The 17,022-nt window shown below is 66.9% G+C and carries 12 protein-coding genes and 1 riboswitch; of the genes, 5 read left to right on the forward strand and 7 right to left on the reverse strand.

Annotated elements, in window-relative coordinates; genetic code table 11:
* Positions 1–10: 10 nt before the first annotated feature.
* Complete coding sequence (locus B047_RS0105130; RefSeq protein ID WP_018465886.1) at positions 11–1,552, reverse strand: nicotinate phosphoribosyltransferase; 1,542 nt, start codon at positions 1,550–1,552, stop codon at positions 11–13.
* A 100-nt stretch (positions 1,553–1,652) separates the two neighbouring features.
* Here B047_RS0105130 and metH point away from each other — a divergent pair, with 100 nt between their 5' ends.
* The 5 genes from metH to metX all read left to right on the forward strand — a co-directional run bounded on the left by metH (position 1,653) and on the right by metX (position 11,173).
* The gene (gene metH / locus B047_RS0105135; protein ID WP_018465887.1) at positions 1,653–5,333 is read left to right on the forward strand and encodes a methionine synthase; all 3,681 of its coding nucleotides are present in this window, start codon (positions 1,653–1,655) and stop codon (positions 5,331–5,333) included.
* A gap of 164 nt (positions 5,334–5,497) precedes the next feature.
* Entirely contained in the window at positions 5,498–7,510 is a 2,013-nt protein-coding gene (locus B047_RS0105140) for an aminodeoxychorismate components I/II (protein ID WP_018465888.1), read from the forward strand.
* Between the two features lie 16 nt (positions 7,511–7,526).
* Positions 7,527–8,264 (forward strand): aminotransferase class IV, encoded by a 738-nt coding sequence (locus B047_RS0105145; protein ID WP_018465889.1) that lies wholly within the window; start codon positions 7,527–7,529, stop codon positions 8,262–8,264.
* A 147-nt stretch (positions 8,265–8,411) separates the two neighbouring features.
* A riboswitch (SAM riboswitch) is annotated at positions 8,412–8,550 on the forward strand.
* A 126-nt stretch (positions 8,551–8,676) separates the two neighbouring features.
* Positions 8,677–9,969: an O-acetylhomoserine aminocarboxypropyltransferase/cysteine synthase family protein gene (locus B047_RS0105150; protein WP_018465890.1), complete on the forward strand. Its 1,293-nt coding sequence runs from the start codon at positions 8,677–8,679 to the stop codon at positions 9,967–9,969.
* Between the two features lie 64 nt (positions 9,970–10,033).
* On the forward strand, positions 10,034–11,173 hold the full coding sequence (gene metX, locus B047_RS0105155; protein WP_018465891.1) for a homoserine O-acetyltransferase MetX: 1,140 nt from the start codon (positions 10,034–10,036) through the stop codon (positions 11,171–11,173).
* A gap of 125 nt (positions 11,174–11,298) precedes the next feature.
* Here metX and B047_RS0105160 read toward each other — a convergent pair whose 3' ends face one another.
* The 6 genes from B047_RS0105160 to B047_RS0105185 all read right to left on the reverse strand — a co-directional run bounded on the left by B047_RS0105160 (position 11,299) and on the right by B047_RS0105185 (position 16,957).
* A complete protein-coding gene (locus B047_RS0105160) occupies positions 11,299–12,564 on the reverse strand; it encodes an MFS transporter (protein ID WP_018465892.1) in 1,266 nt (421 codons plus the stop codon).
* A gap of 181 nt (positions 12,565–12,745) precedes the next feature.
* A complete protein-coding gene (mqnP, locus tag B047_RS0105165; protein WP_026234602.1) occupies positions 12,746–13,594 on the reverse strand; it encodes a menaquinone biosynthesis prenyltransferase MqnP in 849 nt (282 codons plus the stop codon).
* Positions 13,595–13,611: 17 nt separating this feature from the next.
* Positions 13,612–15,168 carry an Rqc2 family fibronectin-binding protein gene (locus tag B047_RS0105170; RefSeq protein WP_018465894.1) on the reverse strand — a complete coding sequence of 519 codons (1,557 nt, stop codon included), beginning with the start codon at positions 15,166–15,168 and terminating at the stop codon, positions 13,612–13,614.
* Between the two features lie 64 nt (positions 15,169–15,232).
* On the reverse strand, positions 15,233–15,409 hold the full coding sequence (locus tag B047_RS0105175) for a hypothetical protein (RefSeq protein WP_157205810.1): 177 nt from the start codon (positions 15,407–15,409) through the stop codon (positions 15,233–15,235).
* Between the two features lie 15 nt (positions 15,410–15,424).
* Positions 15,425–16,540, reverse strand: coding sequence for a peroxidase-related enzyme (locus B047_RS18335; protein WP_018465896.1), 1,116 nt, complete (start codon positions 16,538–16,540; stop codon positions 15,425–15,427).
* Positions 16,541–16,957, reverse strand: coding sequence for a cobalamin B12-binding domain-containing protein (locus B047_RS0105185; protein ID WP_018465897.1), 417 nt, complete (start codon positions 16,955–16,957; stop codon positions 16,541–16,543).
* Positions 16,958–17,022 lie beyond the last annotated feature (65 nt).

The following is a 17,022-nucleotide window of genomic DNA, read 5'->3' on the forward strand; positions in this document are numbered from 1 at the left end:
ATGCGAAAGCCTATTCCCCTTCCCCCTGCGTCAGGGCTTCGATCATCTGGTTCTTGAGCTGCCAGAGGCGGCTGGAGAGGGAGACGTGGTAGGTGTGGGGGTTGATCAGGCGGCGCACGCCGGGGTCGAGCAGCTCCACGTCCTTGCGGTGGCGTTCGCGCAGGACCTCGAGGGGCTGGGGCTCGAGGAGGCGCTTGCCCCGCCAGACCTCGGCGTGGAGGGGCTCGAGGCGGCAGCGCTCCATATTGACCCGACGCAGCTTGCCAGCCTCGGAGGGGTGGTGCAGCGTGAGCGAGCGCTCGGCGCAGGGGTCCTCGTCGAAGAGGGTGAGCAGGTCGGCGGAGGCCAGCCCGCGCTCGTCGTAGAGCCGCCAGACCTTTTTGCGCCCGGGGTTGAGTACCTTCTCGATGGACTCCGAGACCTTGATCGCCGGTTTCCACTCCTCGCCATCCCGCACGGCTACCACCTTGTACACCCCGTTCAGGGCCGGCTGGCCCCAGCTCGTTACCATGCGCGTGCCTACCCCGAACACCAGCCGCCTGATCAGGGCATCGGCATCTACCCCGTAGCGCGGGGCCTCCTCGCGGATCTGGGTGTGGATCTGCCAGATCACCAGCTCGTCGAGCTCGGAGGAGAGCACGATCGAGACGTCGGCGAAGCCCGCCTTGTCGAGCATCTGGGCTGCGCGGATGGAGAGGTAGGCCAGGTCGCCCGAGTCGAGCCGGATGCCGATAGGGCGGTGGCCCTTGCGCTTGAGCTCCTCGAAGACTTTGACGGCGTTGGGGATGCCGCTCTCGAGCACGTCTACGGTGTCTACCAGCAGCACGGTGTCGTCGGGGTAGACCTCGGCGAAGGCCCGGAAGGCCTCGAGTTCGCCCATGCCCAGCGCCATGAAGGCCTGCACCATGCTGTGGGCGTGGGTTCCGGCGGCTTGCAAGCCCAGCTCGTGCGACATCCCCACGTTCGAGCTACGGTTGGCGCCCCCGATCAGCGCGGCGCGGGTCGCGGCGTTGCCCGCCCCGCTGGCGGCCCGGCGCAGGCCCATGTCCAGGATGTAGGCCGCTGCTCCGGCGGCCTCGCGGATGCGGCTGGATTTGGTGGCGATGAGGGTCTCGAAGTTGAGCTTGTTCAGCAGGGCGGTCTCGAGCAGCTGGGCCTGGGCCAGCGGTCCTTCGATGGCAACCAGGGGTACTTGGGGATGCACCACCCGACCCTCGGCCACCGCCCGCAGGGTGAGCCCGTCGAAGGAGCCGTTGCGTCCCATCCAGGCCAGGAAATCCGCTCCGAAGAGGGGTTTGCCTGCGCGGGTTTTGTGCGAGCGCAACACCTCGAGCTCCTCCGCGCCAAAACGTGCGGTTTCCATCCACCGCAGCAGGGGATCCAATCCGGCGAACACGCCATACCCTGCCTGATGCTGCCCGTAATCGGGGTTCTTGCGGTAGAAGTACTCGAACAGCGCGGGTTTTTCGTGGATTCCCAGGCGAAAGTAGACCTGGGCCATGGTGAGCTGGTACTGGTCGGTGAGCAATATGCCCTCGGTGAGGCTGGCCATGGGTTCAATATACGTCCAACGTGAAGGGCTGGTCTTACGAAACGCAAGGCGCTTGGCTATCGGCATCCAGCGCCCGGCGTTCTGTGGCACAATACGGGGCATGAGCGGGCGGGTATACCGTGACTTTTTTGCTGAGCAGGGGTTGGAGCCCCTTACTGCCCAGGGCTATCAGCGAGAGGCGCGGGCTCGAGCTTTTCCCTACCTTCAGGCCCTCTCACGCCGGGTGCTGGTCTATGACGGGGCCATGGGTACCGAGATCTTCAAATACAACCTCACGGCAGCCGATTTTGGCGGCGAGCCCTACAGCGGCTGCCCGGAAGTGCTCAACCGCACCCGGCCCGACGTGATCGCACGCATCCACCGCAGCTACCTCGAGGCCGGCGCCGACGTGATCGAGACCAACACCTTCGGGGCCTTCCCTCACGTGCTGGTGGAGTATGGGCTCGAGGCCGAGGCCGAGGAGTTGGCCTACCTGGGCGCCCGCATCGCCCGTGAGGAGGCCGATAGGCTCTCCACGACCGAAAAGCCCCGCTTTGTGGCCGGCTCGCTGGGGCCGGGCACCAAGCTCATCAGCCTGGGGCAGATCGGCTGGCGGCAGATGCTGGGGTCCTACCGCGTGGCCGCCCGCGGCCTGATCCAGGGTGGGGTAGACCTCCTGCTCATCGAGACCTGCCAGGACATCCTCCAGGTGCGCTGTGCGGTGCAGGCGGCCCGTGCGGCCATGCGCGAGGTGGGTCGGGAAGTGCCCATCCAGGTGCAGGTCACCATCGAGTCCACCGGAACCATGCTTGTAGGCACCGATGACAACGCTGCGCTGACCGCGCTCGAGGCCCTCCCCATCGATGTCATCGGGATGAACTGCGCCACCGGCCCCGACCTGATGGACTCGCACATCCGCTTCTTCTGCCAGAACTCCACCCGCTGGGTCTCCTGCTTGCCCAACGCCGGCCTGCCGCGCAACGAGAGGGGGCGGGTGGTCTACGACCTCACCCCTGCCGAGCTGGTGCGCTGGCAGCTCAAGTTCGTGCGCGAGTACGGCCTAAACGTCGTGGGCGGCTGCTGCGGCACCGGACCAGAGCACATCCGTGCACTGGCAGAGGCTCTGGACGGCCACCCGCAGGCCGCAAAGCCCCCGGCGCAGTTTCCTGCACAGGTGGCGAGCCTCTACCAGGCGCTGCCGCTGAGGCAGGACACCGGCATCCTCATCGTGGGGGAGCGCACCAACGCCACGGGGAGCAAGAAGTTCCGCGAGCTCTTGTTCGCCGACGACTTCGAGGGGATGCTCGAGCTCGCCCAGGAGCAGGTGGCCGAAGGAGCCCACGTCCTCGACATCTCCGTAGCCTGGACGGGCCGCGACGAGGTGCGCGACATGCGCGAGGTCGTCAGGCGCTTTGCCACCAGCGTGCAAATCCCCCTCATGATCGACTCCACCCAGGTCGACGTGATGCAGGAAGCGCTCGAGCACCTGGGGGGTCGGGCCATCCTCAACTCGGTCAACCTCGAGGACGGCCTGGAGAAGTTCGACCGTGTGGCCTCCCTCGCCCGCCAGCACGGGGCGGCCCTGGTCGCGCTCACCATCGACGAGGACAAAGAGGCCGGGATGGCCAAGACCCCCGAGCGCAAGGTCGAGATCGCCCTGCGCATGTATGAGCGCCTGACCCAGGTTCACGGCATCCCGGCAAGCTCCATCCTCTTCGACCTACTCACCTTCCCCATCACCCAGGGCGACGAGGATACCCGCAAGCTGGCGATGTGGACCATCGAGGGCATCCGCCGCCTGCGCGAGCTGCTGCCGGAGGTGGGCTTCATCCTGGGTGTCTCCAACGTCTCCTTCGGTCTCTCGCCCCAGGCGCGCGTGGTGCTCAACTCGGTCTTCCTCGACGAGTGCATCAAGGCCGGGCTCACCGCGGCCATCCTCAACGCGGGCAAGATTTTGCCCATCAACCAGATCCCCCAGGAGCAGTACAAGCTTGCCCTCGACCTCATCTACGACCGCCGCAGCTTCAACCCCGACGGCTCGGTGGCCCACGACCCACTCTTCGCCTTCGTGGACTACTTCGCCAAGAACAAGGTGGAGCGATCGGCGGCGACGGATCCTTTCGCTGGGCTAAAGCTGGAGGAGCGCCTGAAAAAGCGCATCATCGAGGGGCGCAAGGTGGGCCTCGAGGCCGATCTCGAGGCTGCTTTGCAGGCGGGCTACACCCCGGTCTCGGTGATCAACGAGGTGCTTTTGGAGGGCATGAAGGTGGTGGGCGACCTCTTCGGCGCGGGCAAGATGCAGCTCCCCTTTGTACTCCAGGCCGCCGAATGCATGAAGGCGGCGGTGCGCTACCTCGAGCCTAAGATGGACCGGCTCGAGGGCGTGCACAAGGGCACCATGGTCCTCGCCACCGTCAAGGGCGATGTGCACGATATCGGCAAGAACCTCGTCGATATCATCCTCTCGAACAACGGCTATAAGGTGGTGAACCTGGGCATCAAGAAGCCCATCGAGGAGATCCTGGCCGCGGTGGAGGAGTACCGGCCCAACGCGGTGGGCATGAGCGGCCTGTTGGTCAAGAGCACGGTGGTGATGAAGGAGAACCTCGAGTACATGCGCGAGCGGGGCTACCGCATCCCGGTGGTGCTCGGCGGGGCGGCCCTCAACCGCCACTACGTGGAGAACGACCTGCGCCAGACCTACACCACCGGCCCCGTCTACTACGCCTCCGACGCCTTCGACGGCCTACAACTGATGGACGAACTCTGCGGCCACGCTCCGCCCAAACTCACCAGCCGCGAGCAGAGCGGGCACAAGTACAAGACCGCCTACGAGATCCTCATGGAGAAGCTCGAGGCCGGCTCGGAGTACATCCCCTCGAACCTTCCCCCTGCCCCCCGCATTCCCCGCCCGCCCTTCTGGGGGCGCAAGGTGGTGCGGATGGAAGGGGAGATGTTGCCGCACCGGGCAGGGCGTCTCGAGACCCAGGGCGAACTCGACCTAGGGGTGATCGCCCAGTACGTCAACAAGAACGCCCTCTTCCGCGGCCAGTGGGGCTTTCGCCGGGGCGAGATGGACAAAGCGGAGTACGCCCAGAAGCTCGAGCGCGAAGCCGAGCCCATCTTCCGTGAGTTGCTCGAGCAGGCTATGCGCGAGAGGACCTTAGAACCGGCCGTGGTCTACGGTTTCTGGCCGGTGGCCTCCGACAAGAACAAGCTCGCCGTCTTCGACCCCGAAACCGGCGCCGAGCTCTTCGCCTTCGACTTCCCCCGCCAGATGGGGGCCAGTAGCCGCCACCTTTGCATCGCCGACTTCTTCCGCCCCCGCTATGCCGACCCCATTGGCGATGAGGCCCTTTGGATGCCCAAAGCGGCCTGGGAAAATGGCGCGCGCGACGTGCTGGGCTGCCAGGTCGTGACCATGGGCCGCGCCGCTTCCGAGCACGCGGCGAAGCTCTTCGGCTCCGACCGCTACCAGGACTACCTCTACTGGCACGGCTTCTCGGTGGAGATGGCCGAAGCCTTGGCCGAGTACTGGCACAAGCGCGTGCGCCAGCAACTCGGCATCGCCCAGGACGACGCCACCGACCTGCAAGCTTTGTTCCAACAGGGCTACCAGGGTAGCCGCTACAGCTTCGGCTACCCCGCCTGCCCACGCCTGGAGGATCAGAAATACCTGCAAGACCTCTTGCAGTGGCAGGAGATCGGGGTCGAACTCTCCGAGGAGTTCCAGCTCCACCCCGAGCAGTCCACCAGCGCGATCGTGGTGCACCACCCGTCGGCGAAGTACTTCAATCTATGAGTGAGCAGGCTGCTCCACAATGACCTCGTTTGCTACCTGAAGTCAGGGCAACACACCCGAGTGGATGAGAGCGATTTTGAGAAGGTCTTGACCTGCCCCGCGTGCGGGTGCAGCGAGCGAACCAGGGAACTGAAACTGCTCTCGATGCGTTTACAATCGAGGCGATGCCGGACGACGCCGCCACCCTCTACGCCCGGGCCCGGGCTTTGGGCCTGCGCCCGGCCTTGCTCGAGTCCGCCGGGGTCGTGACCCCGTTTGGGCGCTTGACCCTGCTCGGGGTGGGGGCTACGCGGCGGCTCGAGGTCTGGGACGGCATCACCTACCTCGACGGGGAGGCGGTGGGGGACGCGCTCGAGGTGTTCGGCTTCCTCGAGCAGGGCCTGGGAGCGGGGTATTTTCCGGCCTGGATCGGCTTCTTCGCCTACGAGTACGCCCGTCACTTGGGGCTGCCTACCCACGCTCCCCTGCCCGGATTGCCCGAGGCGGCGTTTTACTTCTATCCCGAGGGCTACGCCTGGCTCGAGGGGCAGCGCGTCCAGAGTCCCTCTGCGTCGCTGGCCCCGCTGCTGGCCGGGGCTCAACCGCTGCCAAAAGTTGAGTTGCATAGCGACTATCCCAGGGATGCCTTTTTGTCGGGCGTCGAGGAGGTGCAAGAGCGCATCCGAGCCGGTTGGGTCTACCAGGTCAACCTTTCGCACCGCTTCCGCTTCGCAGCGGGCGGGATCGATCCCCTGGCCTTGTACCGGGCCCTGCGGTGCTACAACCCCAGCCCCTTCATGGGCCTGCTCGAGGGCGAGGCAGATTCCCTTACGGGACCGGCTTCACCGGTACGCCGGGAGGCAGATTCCCTTACGGGACCGGCTTCACCGGTACGCCGGGAGGGCTACGCGGTGGTCGCAGGCAGCCCCGAGCGCTTGTTCGCCTACCGCGAGGGGATGCTCACCGCGCGGCCCATCGCCGGAACCCGGCCCAGAGGGCGGACGCCCCGGCAAGACGAGGCGCTGGGGGCCGAGCTCCTTGCCAACGCCAAGGAGCGAGCCGAGCACGTCATGCTCGTGGACTTGTTGCGCAACGACCTGGCGCGGGTGTGTGAGCCGGGAAGCGTGGAGGTGAGCGAAGCCTTTACCCTCGAGCGCTACTCCCACGTCATGCACCTGGTCTCCGAGGTGCGGGGCCGCAGCCACGCGCCCTTGCGGCAGGTGTTCGCCAGCATTTTTCCCGGTGGGACCATCACCGGAGCGCCCAAGGAGAGCGTCATGCGCGCTATCGCTGAGCTCGAGCCCGTTCCCCGCGGGGCCTATACCGGGGCGATGGGCTACGTCTCGGGGAAGGGCTGCGACTTCAACATCCTCATCCGTAGCTTCAGCTTTGCGGCAGGCAGCGGCTATTTCTCGGCTGGAGCGGGCATCGTTATCGAGAGCGATCCCGAGCGCGAGTACGCCGAGACCCAGGCCAAGGCGGAAGCCCTGCTGCAAGCTCTGGGGCAGGGCCGGGAGGGGCAGGCCCCGGCCCCGCCGCGCCGAGACAGCGTTTGGAGGCCGCCAAGACCGGCGAGACGCCTCGAGGCCCGGGTGATCTTCCTGGAGAACCACGACTCCTTCAGCTACAACATCGTGGACTACCTGGCCGCGCTCGGGGCGGAAATCCGCGTGCTGGACCACGGCGTGGCCCCCGACCTGTCCTGGGCCACCCACCTCGTCGTCGGGCCGGGGCCGGGTGAGCCGGCGACGGCGGGCCGGACCCTCGAGTGGACCCGGGCCGCGCTCGAGGCCCGCTTGCCCTTCCTGGGGATCTGCCTGGGGCATCAGGCGCTCGGGGTGGCGCTGGGGGCGCGGTTGGGGCGCTCCCCCCGCCCGGTCCACGGCGAGGCCTTCCCGGTCGAGCACCGCGGCGAGGGGATCTTCGCGGGAGTGCCTAGCCCGGCCCGCTTCACGCGCTACCACTCCCTGCTCATCCGCGACCTGCCCCCGACCTTGCGACTGGAGGCCTGGACCCAGGGCGGGGATCCAGAGACGCGTTTGTGCATGGCGCTATCCCACGCCCACGGCCTGGCCTGGGGCGTGCAGTTCCACCCGGAGAGCATGCTCTCGGAGTACGGGATGGTGCTGCTGAGCAACTTCCTGTCGCTGAGCCCCGTGGACGAGCCGGCAGGCCGGCCTGAACCGATCCCCTCCTGACCTCGAGGCCCTCCCCATGACCCGCATCAACGGCGAACCCGTCGGCACCCCGCTCCCCGAATCCCTGTGGCATGGCTTTTTCGTGTTCACCACGCTTCGCTTAGAGGGTGGTGAACCGCTGTGGCTTCCCGAGCACCTCGAGCGCCTGCGCCGCCACGCCCAGGCTTTAGGCATTGCCTTCCCCGGTTTTAAGGCGCTCGAGCGCGAGGTCGAACATCACTGCCAGCAGCGCGCCGACATGTTGTTGCGCTTGGTGGTGGCCCCAGAGGCCTACGTCTCGAGCGCACGCCCCTTCGCCCCGCCCCCCGAAGCCACCTACACCCGCGGGGTGAGCGTCTGCGTCACCTCGCTGCGGGTTCACCCCGACCTCGGCCACTACAAGACCGGCAACTACCTGCCCTATCGCTTGGCCCGCCTCGAGGCCGAGCGCGCCGGGCACTTCGAGGGCCTGCTGCTCGACGCAAAGGGGCACGTCGTCGACGGCAGCCGTACCAGCCCGCTGCTCTACCGCGCCGGCGAACTGTGCGTGCTGCAGGGCGGGGTCGAGGGCATCACCCGCCAAAAAGTGGCCGAGCAGGCAGCCACCCTCGGCCTCCGCGTGTCCGAGGCCCGCCTCAAGCCCGACGAACTCGAGGGCCAGCTCCTCCTCGCCGGAACCGGCGTCGGCCTCCTGTCCGTGGGCAAGCCGCTGGATAGCGCGCTCGAGGCCCTGATCACCCATTTCCGGCCCTCCGGGCCATTGCCCAGCGTCTAGAGCTGGGGCGTCTTGCGTATCGTGTACGACGTAAAACGTACGACCCGTGCCCGGCGTTTGGCTTTTCCCTTGACATCCCCGCCCTCTCTCGCCTACACTCGCATCTAACCGCGCCGGGGCGCGGCAACAACCGAGACATAACACGTTCTCTTATCCAGAGCGGCGGAGGGATTCGGCCCGAAGATGCCGCGGCAACCCGCAGGAGTGTTCGTTTCATCACCGGACACGAGTGCAAAGGTGCCAATTCCGACTCCAGGCGGGGGAAACGCCCGGAGGCAGATGAGAGAAGGGTGCGCGTTCGCTAGGCACAGTGAGCCCCCTTCCGGTAGAGAACCGTCATCGGAATGGGGGTTTCGCTTTTGAAACCTCCAGCCAGAAGTCCCGCCCCAAAGCCTGCGGTTGGAGGTTTTTTATGTCCAGAAAGCTCGCTTTTGAGACCCTGCAGCTTCACGCCGGTTACAGCCCCGACCCCAGCACGGGCGCCCGCCAGGTGCCCATCTACGCCACCACCTCTTACCAGTTCAAGGACGCCGACCACGCGGCGCGGCTCTTTGGCTTGCAGGAATTCGGCAACATCTACACCCGCATCATGAACCCCACCACCGACGTGCTCGAGAAGCGCATCGCCGCGCTCGAGGGCGGGGTGGCGGGCCTGGCGACGAGCTCGGGCCACGCCGCGCAGTTCCTCACCTTCACCAACCTGGCTCAGGCCGGGGACAACATCGTGGCCACGCCCAACCTCTACGGTGGCACCTGGAACCAGCTCAAGGTCACGCTGCCGCGTCTGGGCATCGAGACCCGTTTCACCAGCCGCGCCGAGAGCCCCGAGGAATTCCTCGCCGCCACCGACGCGAACACCCGGGCTTGGTTCATCGAGTCCATCGGCAATCCCGCGCTCAACATCCCCGACTTCGAAGCCATCGCTCAGGCTGCCCAGGAGAAGGGCGTGGCCCTGATCGTGGACAACACCTTCGGGCAGGGGGGTTACTTATTCCGGCCCCTCGAGTGGGGGGCCAACGTGGTGGTGCACTCGGGCACCAAGTGGATCGGCGGGCACGGGGCGGCCATCGCCGGGTTGATCGTGGACGGGGGCAACTTCGCCTGGGACAACGGGCGCTACCCGCTCCTCACCCAGCCCCAGCCCGGCTACCACGGCCTCGAGCTCACCAAGGCCTTCGGCAACCTGGCCTTCATCCTCAAGGCCCGCGTCGATGGCCTGCGCGACCAGGGCCAGGCGCTGGGCCCCTTCGAGGCCTGGGTGCTGCTGCTGGGCTTAGAGACCCTCTCGCTGCGGGCCGAGCGCCACGTGCAGAACACCCTGGAGATCGCCCACTGGCTGCGCGAGCGGGAGGAGGTGGCCTGGGTCAACTACCCCGGCCTGGAAGACCACCCCAGCTACGCCAAGGCCCAGAAGTACTTCCGCGGCAAGCCGGGCGCGGTGCTCACCTTCGGGCTCAGGGGCGGCTACGAGGCGGCTAAGGGCTTCATCAACCGCCTCGAGCTCATCTCGCACCTGGCCAACGTGGGGGATTCGCGCACCCTGGCCATTCACCCCGCCTCCACCACCCACTCCCAGCTCAGCGCCCAGGAGCAGGCACTGGCTGGGGTCAGCCCCGAGCTGGTGCGCCTGAGCGTGGGCCTCGAGGCCGCCGAGGACCTCAAGGCCGACCTCAAGCAGGCGCTGCGGGCCCCGGTGGGCGTTTGAGCGGGGCAGAGGGGAGGCCAAGGCCGTGAGCACGACCAGTGTGGTGCTTGACTCTGGAGGCGGCTTGATCCAGGAAACCTGGGGCGAGCACGAGGCCTTGCTCTACAAGCCGCCGCGCTCGAGGGGACGGGTTGCGCCGCCCCAGCCCCAGACCCTGCGCCTGACCGCGCCGGGCGAGGTGTTTGGGCTCGAGCAGGGCGGCCTCCTGCCCGAGTTGCACCTGCGCTACGAGACCTACGGCTACCTCAACCAGGCCCGTGACAACGCGGTGCTGGTCTTCCACGCCTGGACGGGCTCGGCTCACCTGGCCGGAACCTACGACGAGCCCACCCTCAAGCTGCTGAGCCCGCTCGAGCAGGCTTTCGGCGCCGACGGCTGGTGGGACGCGCTGGTGGGGCCGGGCCGGGTGCTCGACACCCGGCACAGCTTCGTGATCTGCGCCAATCACATCGGCTCGTGCTATGGCTCCACCGGACCGCTCTCGCGCAACCCCCTCACCGGCGAGCCCTACGGCCCGGAATTCCCCGCCATCACCGTGCGCGACATGGCCCGCGCCCAGGTCCGGTTGCTCGACCACCTGGGCATCGAGCGGGTCACGGTGCTGGGCGGCAGCTTAGGGGGAATGGTGGCGCTGGAGTTTGCCCTGCTTTACCCTGAGCGGGTCAGACAACTCATCGTGCTGGCTGCGCCCACCACGCACGGCCCCTGGGCCCGCGCCTTCAACCGGCTCTCCCGCGAGGCCGTGCTCAGCGATCCGGGCTACCGGGGCGGCTACTACAGCGAGCAGCCCCTGGGTCTGCAACTCGCTCGAGCCATTGCCATGCTCTCCTTTCGCTCGCCGCACTCCTTCAACCTGCGTTGGAACGAGAACCCAGTCAAGGGGGAGAGCTACGTGCTCTACCAGGGCGAGAAGTTCATCCGCCGCTTCGACGCCAACGCCTACCTGGTGCTGTCGAACGCCATGGACACCCACGACGTCGCACGGGGTCGGGGGAGCCTCGAGGCTGCCCTAAACCGCTTGCGGAGCATCCCCAGCTTGTGGGTGGGCATCGACACCGACGTGCTCTACACCGCCGCCGAGGTGCGGCTGGGCGCGCTGCTCTCGGGCGGCGAATACCGCGAGATCCAGAGCCCGCACGGGCACGACGCTTTCCTGATCGAGACCGACCAGGTGGAGGAGATTCTCACGGCGTTTCTGCGGTGAGGGGGCTGGGTGGGAGTCCTACGTCGTAAGCCGTACGCGAGACGCCGTAGGGAAAATCCCGATTCGGTCAGCCGGAGGGATGTGTTCGCCGACCGCCTTGGGCAATCATCTTTTTGCACCCGGTATCAGCCCTCGTACCGCCCCGGGCTGACCTCCGTGAGCCTCGAGACCATCAAAGCCGGGTAGCCCAGCAGCAGCACGCCTGCGACCCCAATGGCCCAGATGCCGATTCCCTCCACCAGGAAGCCCGCCAGGATGGGCAGCACGGTTCCCGCCCCGTTTGACCACACGTCCAGAATGCCCACCGCCCGGCCCCGCTCGCCTGGGGCGGTGGTGTCGGCGACGACGGTGGTCGCGCCGTTGTAGGTGCCGCACCAGCCCAGGCCCACCAGGAAGGTGCCCAGCGTGATCGAGGCGTACTCTCCGGTGAAGCCTACCAGCAAGGCCCCCAAGGCCGAGAGCAGCAATCCTCCCAGCATTACCGGTTTGCGCCCGATGCGGTCGGCGAGCCAGCCCACCGGCCAGGAGAAGGCGAACATGCCCAGCACGTGCAGGGTTACCGAGAGGGAGATCAGGTTAAAGCTGCACCCCTGCTGGTGCAGGGCCAGCGAGGTCATGGCCATCAGCATGACCATCTGCCCCTGTGCGGCGATCCCAGCCCAGATGGCTACTCTGCGGGGGAAGCTCGAGTGGGCCCTTGAATGCACCTGGCCCACGTTCTGAGGAGGAAGCTGGGGGTAGTAGTCCCTCAGCCGCAGCGCGATGCGCTTGGGGTCAGGCCGGACCAGGGCGGTGAACACGAAGGCCGGGGCTACACCCAGCGGCACGATGAACCAGGCCACCGCCAGGGGGGATTGCCCCACCTCCACCGCTAGCCGCTCGGCCAGAGCCACGATCAGCGGCGAGAGCAGTGCTCCCAGCAGTGACCCCATCAGCACGAAGCTGATCCCCTCGCTGCGGCGTTGGGGGGGATACATGTCGGCGGCGGCCACCCGTAGCTGCTGGGTAGCCCCCACCCCGGCTCCGAAGACCAGTACCCCAAGGACGAAGAGCCAGAAGGATCCCGCTCCCATGCCCACGCCGATGATCGGTGAGCCGAAGAGGGCCAGCAGCAAGCCGATGTAGAGGCCAGCCTTGCGGCCTCTCGAGTCGCTCACCCGGCCCACCGGATAGGCGATGAGCATGCGGGCCAACCCGGCCAGCGCGGTGGCCAGCCCCGACCAGGTAGTGCTTCCCATCAGCTGCACCACGCTGATGGCCCCCAGGGCGGGGATGAGCTGCATCCCGGCCCCCACCACAGCCTGGGTGATCGCCAGCAGCAAGGTGTTGCGCCGGATGAGGGGGGGAATGCTCGAGGCTTGCGGGGTGGACTGGCTGGGCTCGAGGGCCATACAAGGAAGGATAGCGCATCAGGCTTCCTAAGCACCCCACGGGAGGCTTCACATCTTGGCTTGGCGCTTACCAAGTTTCCCCATCGGCGCGCGGATCAACGCTTCCCGCGGGGCCCAGATGAGGGAAAAGCAAATGGAGGGCAGCTGCGCCAGGCAAGGTGGCCTGGGGCTTCGCTTGCAGCTATAGAAGGGTTTCCAGGGCGATGAACGCGAACATGCCTAAGCTCACCACCACGTTGGCCTGAAAGAAGGCAGCGTCGATCTTGGAGAGGTCGGAGGGGCTGACCAGGCGGTGCTCGTACCACAGCACCACTCCCACGCACAGCACACCCAGAAAATAGACTACCCCCGCCCCATACAGCAGGCCGGTGAGCCCGAACCCCAGCCAGGCCAGGAAATGGGTCGCGCGGGCAATTTGCAGTGCCGTGGCGAGGCCAAAACGAGCCGGGACGCTGTGGATGCGGTTCTGCCGATCGAAATGGAAGTCCTGGGTGGCGTAAAGGATGTCGAAGCCCGCGATCCATAGGCCCACCGCAGCCCAAAGGGCGAAGGTGGCCGGCTCGAAGGCCCCGGTTACCGCGATCCAGCCGCCCACCGCCGCCGCGCCGATGGTGAGGCCCAGCCAGTAGTGGCACAGCCAGGTGAAGCGCTTGGTGTAGCTGTAGCCCACCAGGAAGAACACCGCCACCGGCAGCAGCGAGGCCGTGAGGGCGTTGAGCTTGAGCGCCGCCACGCCCAGCAGCAGCAGGCTGATGAGCGAGAGCGCCAGCACCTCGGCCGGGCTGAGCGCACCCCGGGGCAGGTGCCGCTGAGCGGTGCGGGGATTGCGCGCATCGATGGCCCGGTCGATGAGCCGGTTGAGGGCCATGGCGGCGGTGCGGGCGCCCACCATGGCCAGGGTGATCCAGAAGAAGGTCTCCAGGCCCGGCCAGCCGCGCCCGGCCAGCAGCATGCCGCCGTAGGCGAAGGGTAGGGCGAAGAGGGTGTGCTCGAAGCGGACGAGCTCGAGGTAGGTGCGAAGCCGTGCGATCATGGTGAAAACCGTTCTCAGTCTACGCCTTCAGACGGCGCCGAAGGGTCCTCGGCGTCCACGAAGAGGGTCTTGGCCCCCGTGTAGAGCACCTGTCCCGGTGCGGCCTTGCGTGGACGCCAGACGTTCTTCTTGGCCGTGTAGTCCACCGCGACGTTGCGCTCGCCGCGGGCCTTGGAGTGGTAGGCGGCGAGCTGGGCGGCGAAGAGCAGGTCGGGGAGGGGGGCGGGCTGGCCCTGGGTGCGCAGGATGACGTGCGAGCCGGGGATGCCCTGGGCGTGGAACCACAGATCCATAGAGTGGGCGCTGCGGGTGAGGAAGTCGTTCTCCTTGGCATTGCGGCCCACCCACACCGCGAAGCCGCCCGGTGAGCGCAGCCGCAGGCCGACGCGTCCTTCCTCGGACTCCTCCTTGCGCTGTAGCCGCTTGAGCAGTTCGGGAAGGGTGGCTTTCTCCAGGCCGGCGATTTCCTGACGCAGGGCCTCGAGCTGAGCTTGGGTGCGCGGCTGTAGCTCCATGGCCCGCTCGGCCAGCGCCTCCAGGCGGCGGGCACGGCCGTAGTAGCGCTCGGCGTTCTGGGCCGGGGTGAGGGTGGGGTCGAGGGCGATCTCGAGGGGCTTACCCGTGAAGTCCTCCAGCGTCACCGAGGCGGCCCCGCCGGGGACGCGGTGCAAGTAGGCCAGCAGCACGTTGCCCTTCTCGCGCAGCGCGGGCACCTCGTCGAGCCGGGCGAGGGCCCTATGGTAGTCGGCCAGGCGGGCCTCGAGGGTGTGGATGCGCTTGCGCAGGGCCTCGCGCAGCGGGCGGCGCAGGGCCTCGGCCTCCTGCCGCTCCCACTCGGCCCGGAGCTCGGTGGCGAGGGAAGGGTGCTCTGGGGTACCGCTTGGGCGCTCGACCAGGCTCTTGAGGGCGCGGTGGAGGGGCGCGAGGTGCTCCGGGGAGAGCACGGTCTGCGGGGGGAGGCCCGCGCGGCGGGCCAGTTCCAGGGTCAGCTCCTTGCCCAGGCCGTCGAGGTGCTTGGAGGCTGCCTGGCTCAGGCTCAGGCCGAGCAGCCGCTCGAGGTCGCCAGGCCCCGCGGTGCGCGGGTCGAGCTTGTGGTAGGGCGGGGGAGGGGTGTAGGTGAGACCGGGCCGCAGCTCGCGGAAGCGGTTGACCTGCTGGGTCACCTCGCGGTCGAGGGTGAGGATGCGGCCCTCGGGGGTGGTGAGCAGCAGGTTGGCGTTGCGCCCGGTGAGCTCGAAGATCAGACGGGTGGGCGGGGTGTCCACGAAGCCGCTCTCGCCCTCGAGCTCGAAGAAGACCACCCGGTCGAGCTTGAGCTGCTCTGCTTTGAGCAGACGTCCTTTGGCCCTGGCCGCCAGCGAGCGCTGGAAGGCGGTTTTGGCCTCACCCTCGAGGCTGCCGGGCTCGAGGGTGAGCAGGGGGTGAGGCGGTCGGTAGCGCAGCACCAGGTTGCCCAGCCCCTCGACCAGCAAGGCCGCCGTGCCCTCGTCTGGGAAAGCCCAGCCTAGGCTTCGCGCCGGCAAGCGCCCGGCGAGCTCGCGCAGGACCGCGTTGATCAGCAAACCTTCCATAGATCTTGCCAGGCCGAGAAAAACAGGGCAGACACGGCTGCCTGCCCCTAAGATGAGGGTTATTCTACTTGGGCTTGGTGCTGAGCAAGCTGATCAGGGCCAGGGCATAAACCGCCACGAAGCCCAGCACGCCCAGCTCGAGGTCCACCGCCTGGCCCTGGCGCTCGAGGTAGAGCTTGAGGCCCTGTAGCACCAGCCCGGCGGCGACGGCGGCAGCCGTCCACTTTAAGAAGCGTCCCACTCCCTCCATGTCGGTTTATTCGTAAGCGCGGTGCATGGCGTAGTATTCGGCGTTGGGTTTCCAGCCCAAGGCGTTGGCCAGACGGTTGGTGAAGTTGAACATGGCCGCGACCTGGGCAGCCTCGAAGATGGCTTCATCGCTGAGCCCCACGTTTCGCAGCGGCTCGAGGTCGTCTTCTTCCATGTGCGGGGAATCGGTGGTTAGCTTGAAGGCGAAGTCCAGGAGAGCCCGCTCACGCGGGGAGATCTCCGCGCGTCGGTAGTTGGCGATGAGCACGTCGGGGAGAACGGGGTCGCCGCTGAGGTCGCGCAGGTAGGCCGAGTGCGAGGCTAAGCAGTACTCACACCGGTTGAGGCTCGAGACCACCACCGCGATCATCTCGCGTTCGCGCCGGGAGAGGTGACCCTCTGAGCGCATGAGGTAGTCGTAGTAGCCGAACCAGCGCAGCAGGTGCTCCGGCAGCAGGGCGAAATTGCGTATGACATTGGGGAGGAAGCCGGTTTTCTCGATGAATTTGCCAAAGAGGGTCTGTACCTGCTCCGGCAACTCCTGGGCCTCCGGCACCCTGAGCCACGAGGTAGCATCGTGCCTGGAGACGCGTTGAGGCCGGGGAGGAGCTGGGGCCACCGGTGGGTGGGTGCTGCGCTGGAGGATGCTGTTAATCTGGCGAACCTTCAGCCCCGTCGAACGGGCGATCTGTACCGGGCTCATGCCCTGCTGGGCGAGTTGCAGCACCTCCGCGGTGAGCGGCTGGGATGGCTCGGCAGCCGTGGGTTGCCCGCTCCCCTTGTTGCCTCGCCTCCGTCGCTCCTGGCGCAGAAGGCCCTTCTCCCGTAGGGTGCGCAACACCCTCTGATAGTTGAGCTCCAGCGAGGTCGCGATGTTGATGGCGGTTTCGCCTTGCTGGTAGCGCTTTTCGATCTCCGCCAGCAACTCCTCGGATAGCTCCTCGGATGCGCGCTTGGACTGAGTGGAGGCGTCGGGCGCCTCGGAGGAGGCGATTTGCCCGGCTTTGCTCAGCAAACTGCGCACCTGGCGAAAAGGCATCCCCGTCTGTCGAGCGATTTCGGTGGGGGTCTTGCCCTCTTGCGAGAGCGCCAAAACCTGGTCGATTACAGCGTTTGAGGCCACTTACCCTCCTTGGGCCGCCCAGCGCTTGGGGGCCGACTGCTGCAAGAATGCGACGATGTCCTGGGTGCTGGTGCCGGGTCCAAACACCGCCGCGACGCCGAGATCTTTGAGCTTGGGAACGTCTTCGTCGGGGATGATCCCTCCGCCGAAGAGCAGGATGTCGTCGGCTTGCTGTTCACTCAGGAGCCGCTTGACTTCCCGGAAGTAGTGCATGTGAGCCCCCGAGAGAACGGATAGACCGATGGCGTCTACGTCCTCCTGCAAAGCAGCAGAGACGATCATCTCCGGGGTTTGTCGCAAGCCGGTGTAGATTACTTCCATCCCCGAATCCCTCAGCGCTCGAGCGACTACCTTGGCACCCCTGTCGTGTCCGTCCAGGCCTGGTTTGGCTACTAGAACCCGAATTCTGCGGTCCATAGCCCTATCTTACGCCATATCTGCTCACATGGGCGAGGAGCGCGCTTATTGGAAGGCAAACAATA

Source organism: Calidithermus timidus DSM 17022 (assembly GCF_000373205.1).
Taxonomy (GTDB): domain Bacteria; phylum Deinococcota; class Deinococci; order Deinococcales; family Thermaceae; genus Calidithermus; species Calidithermus timidus.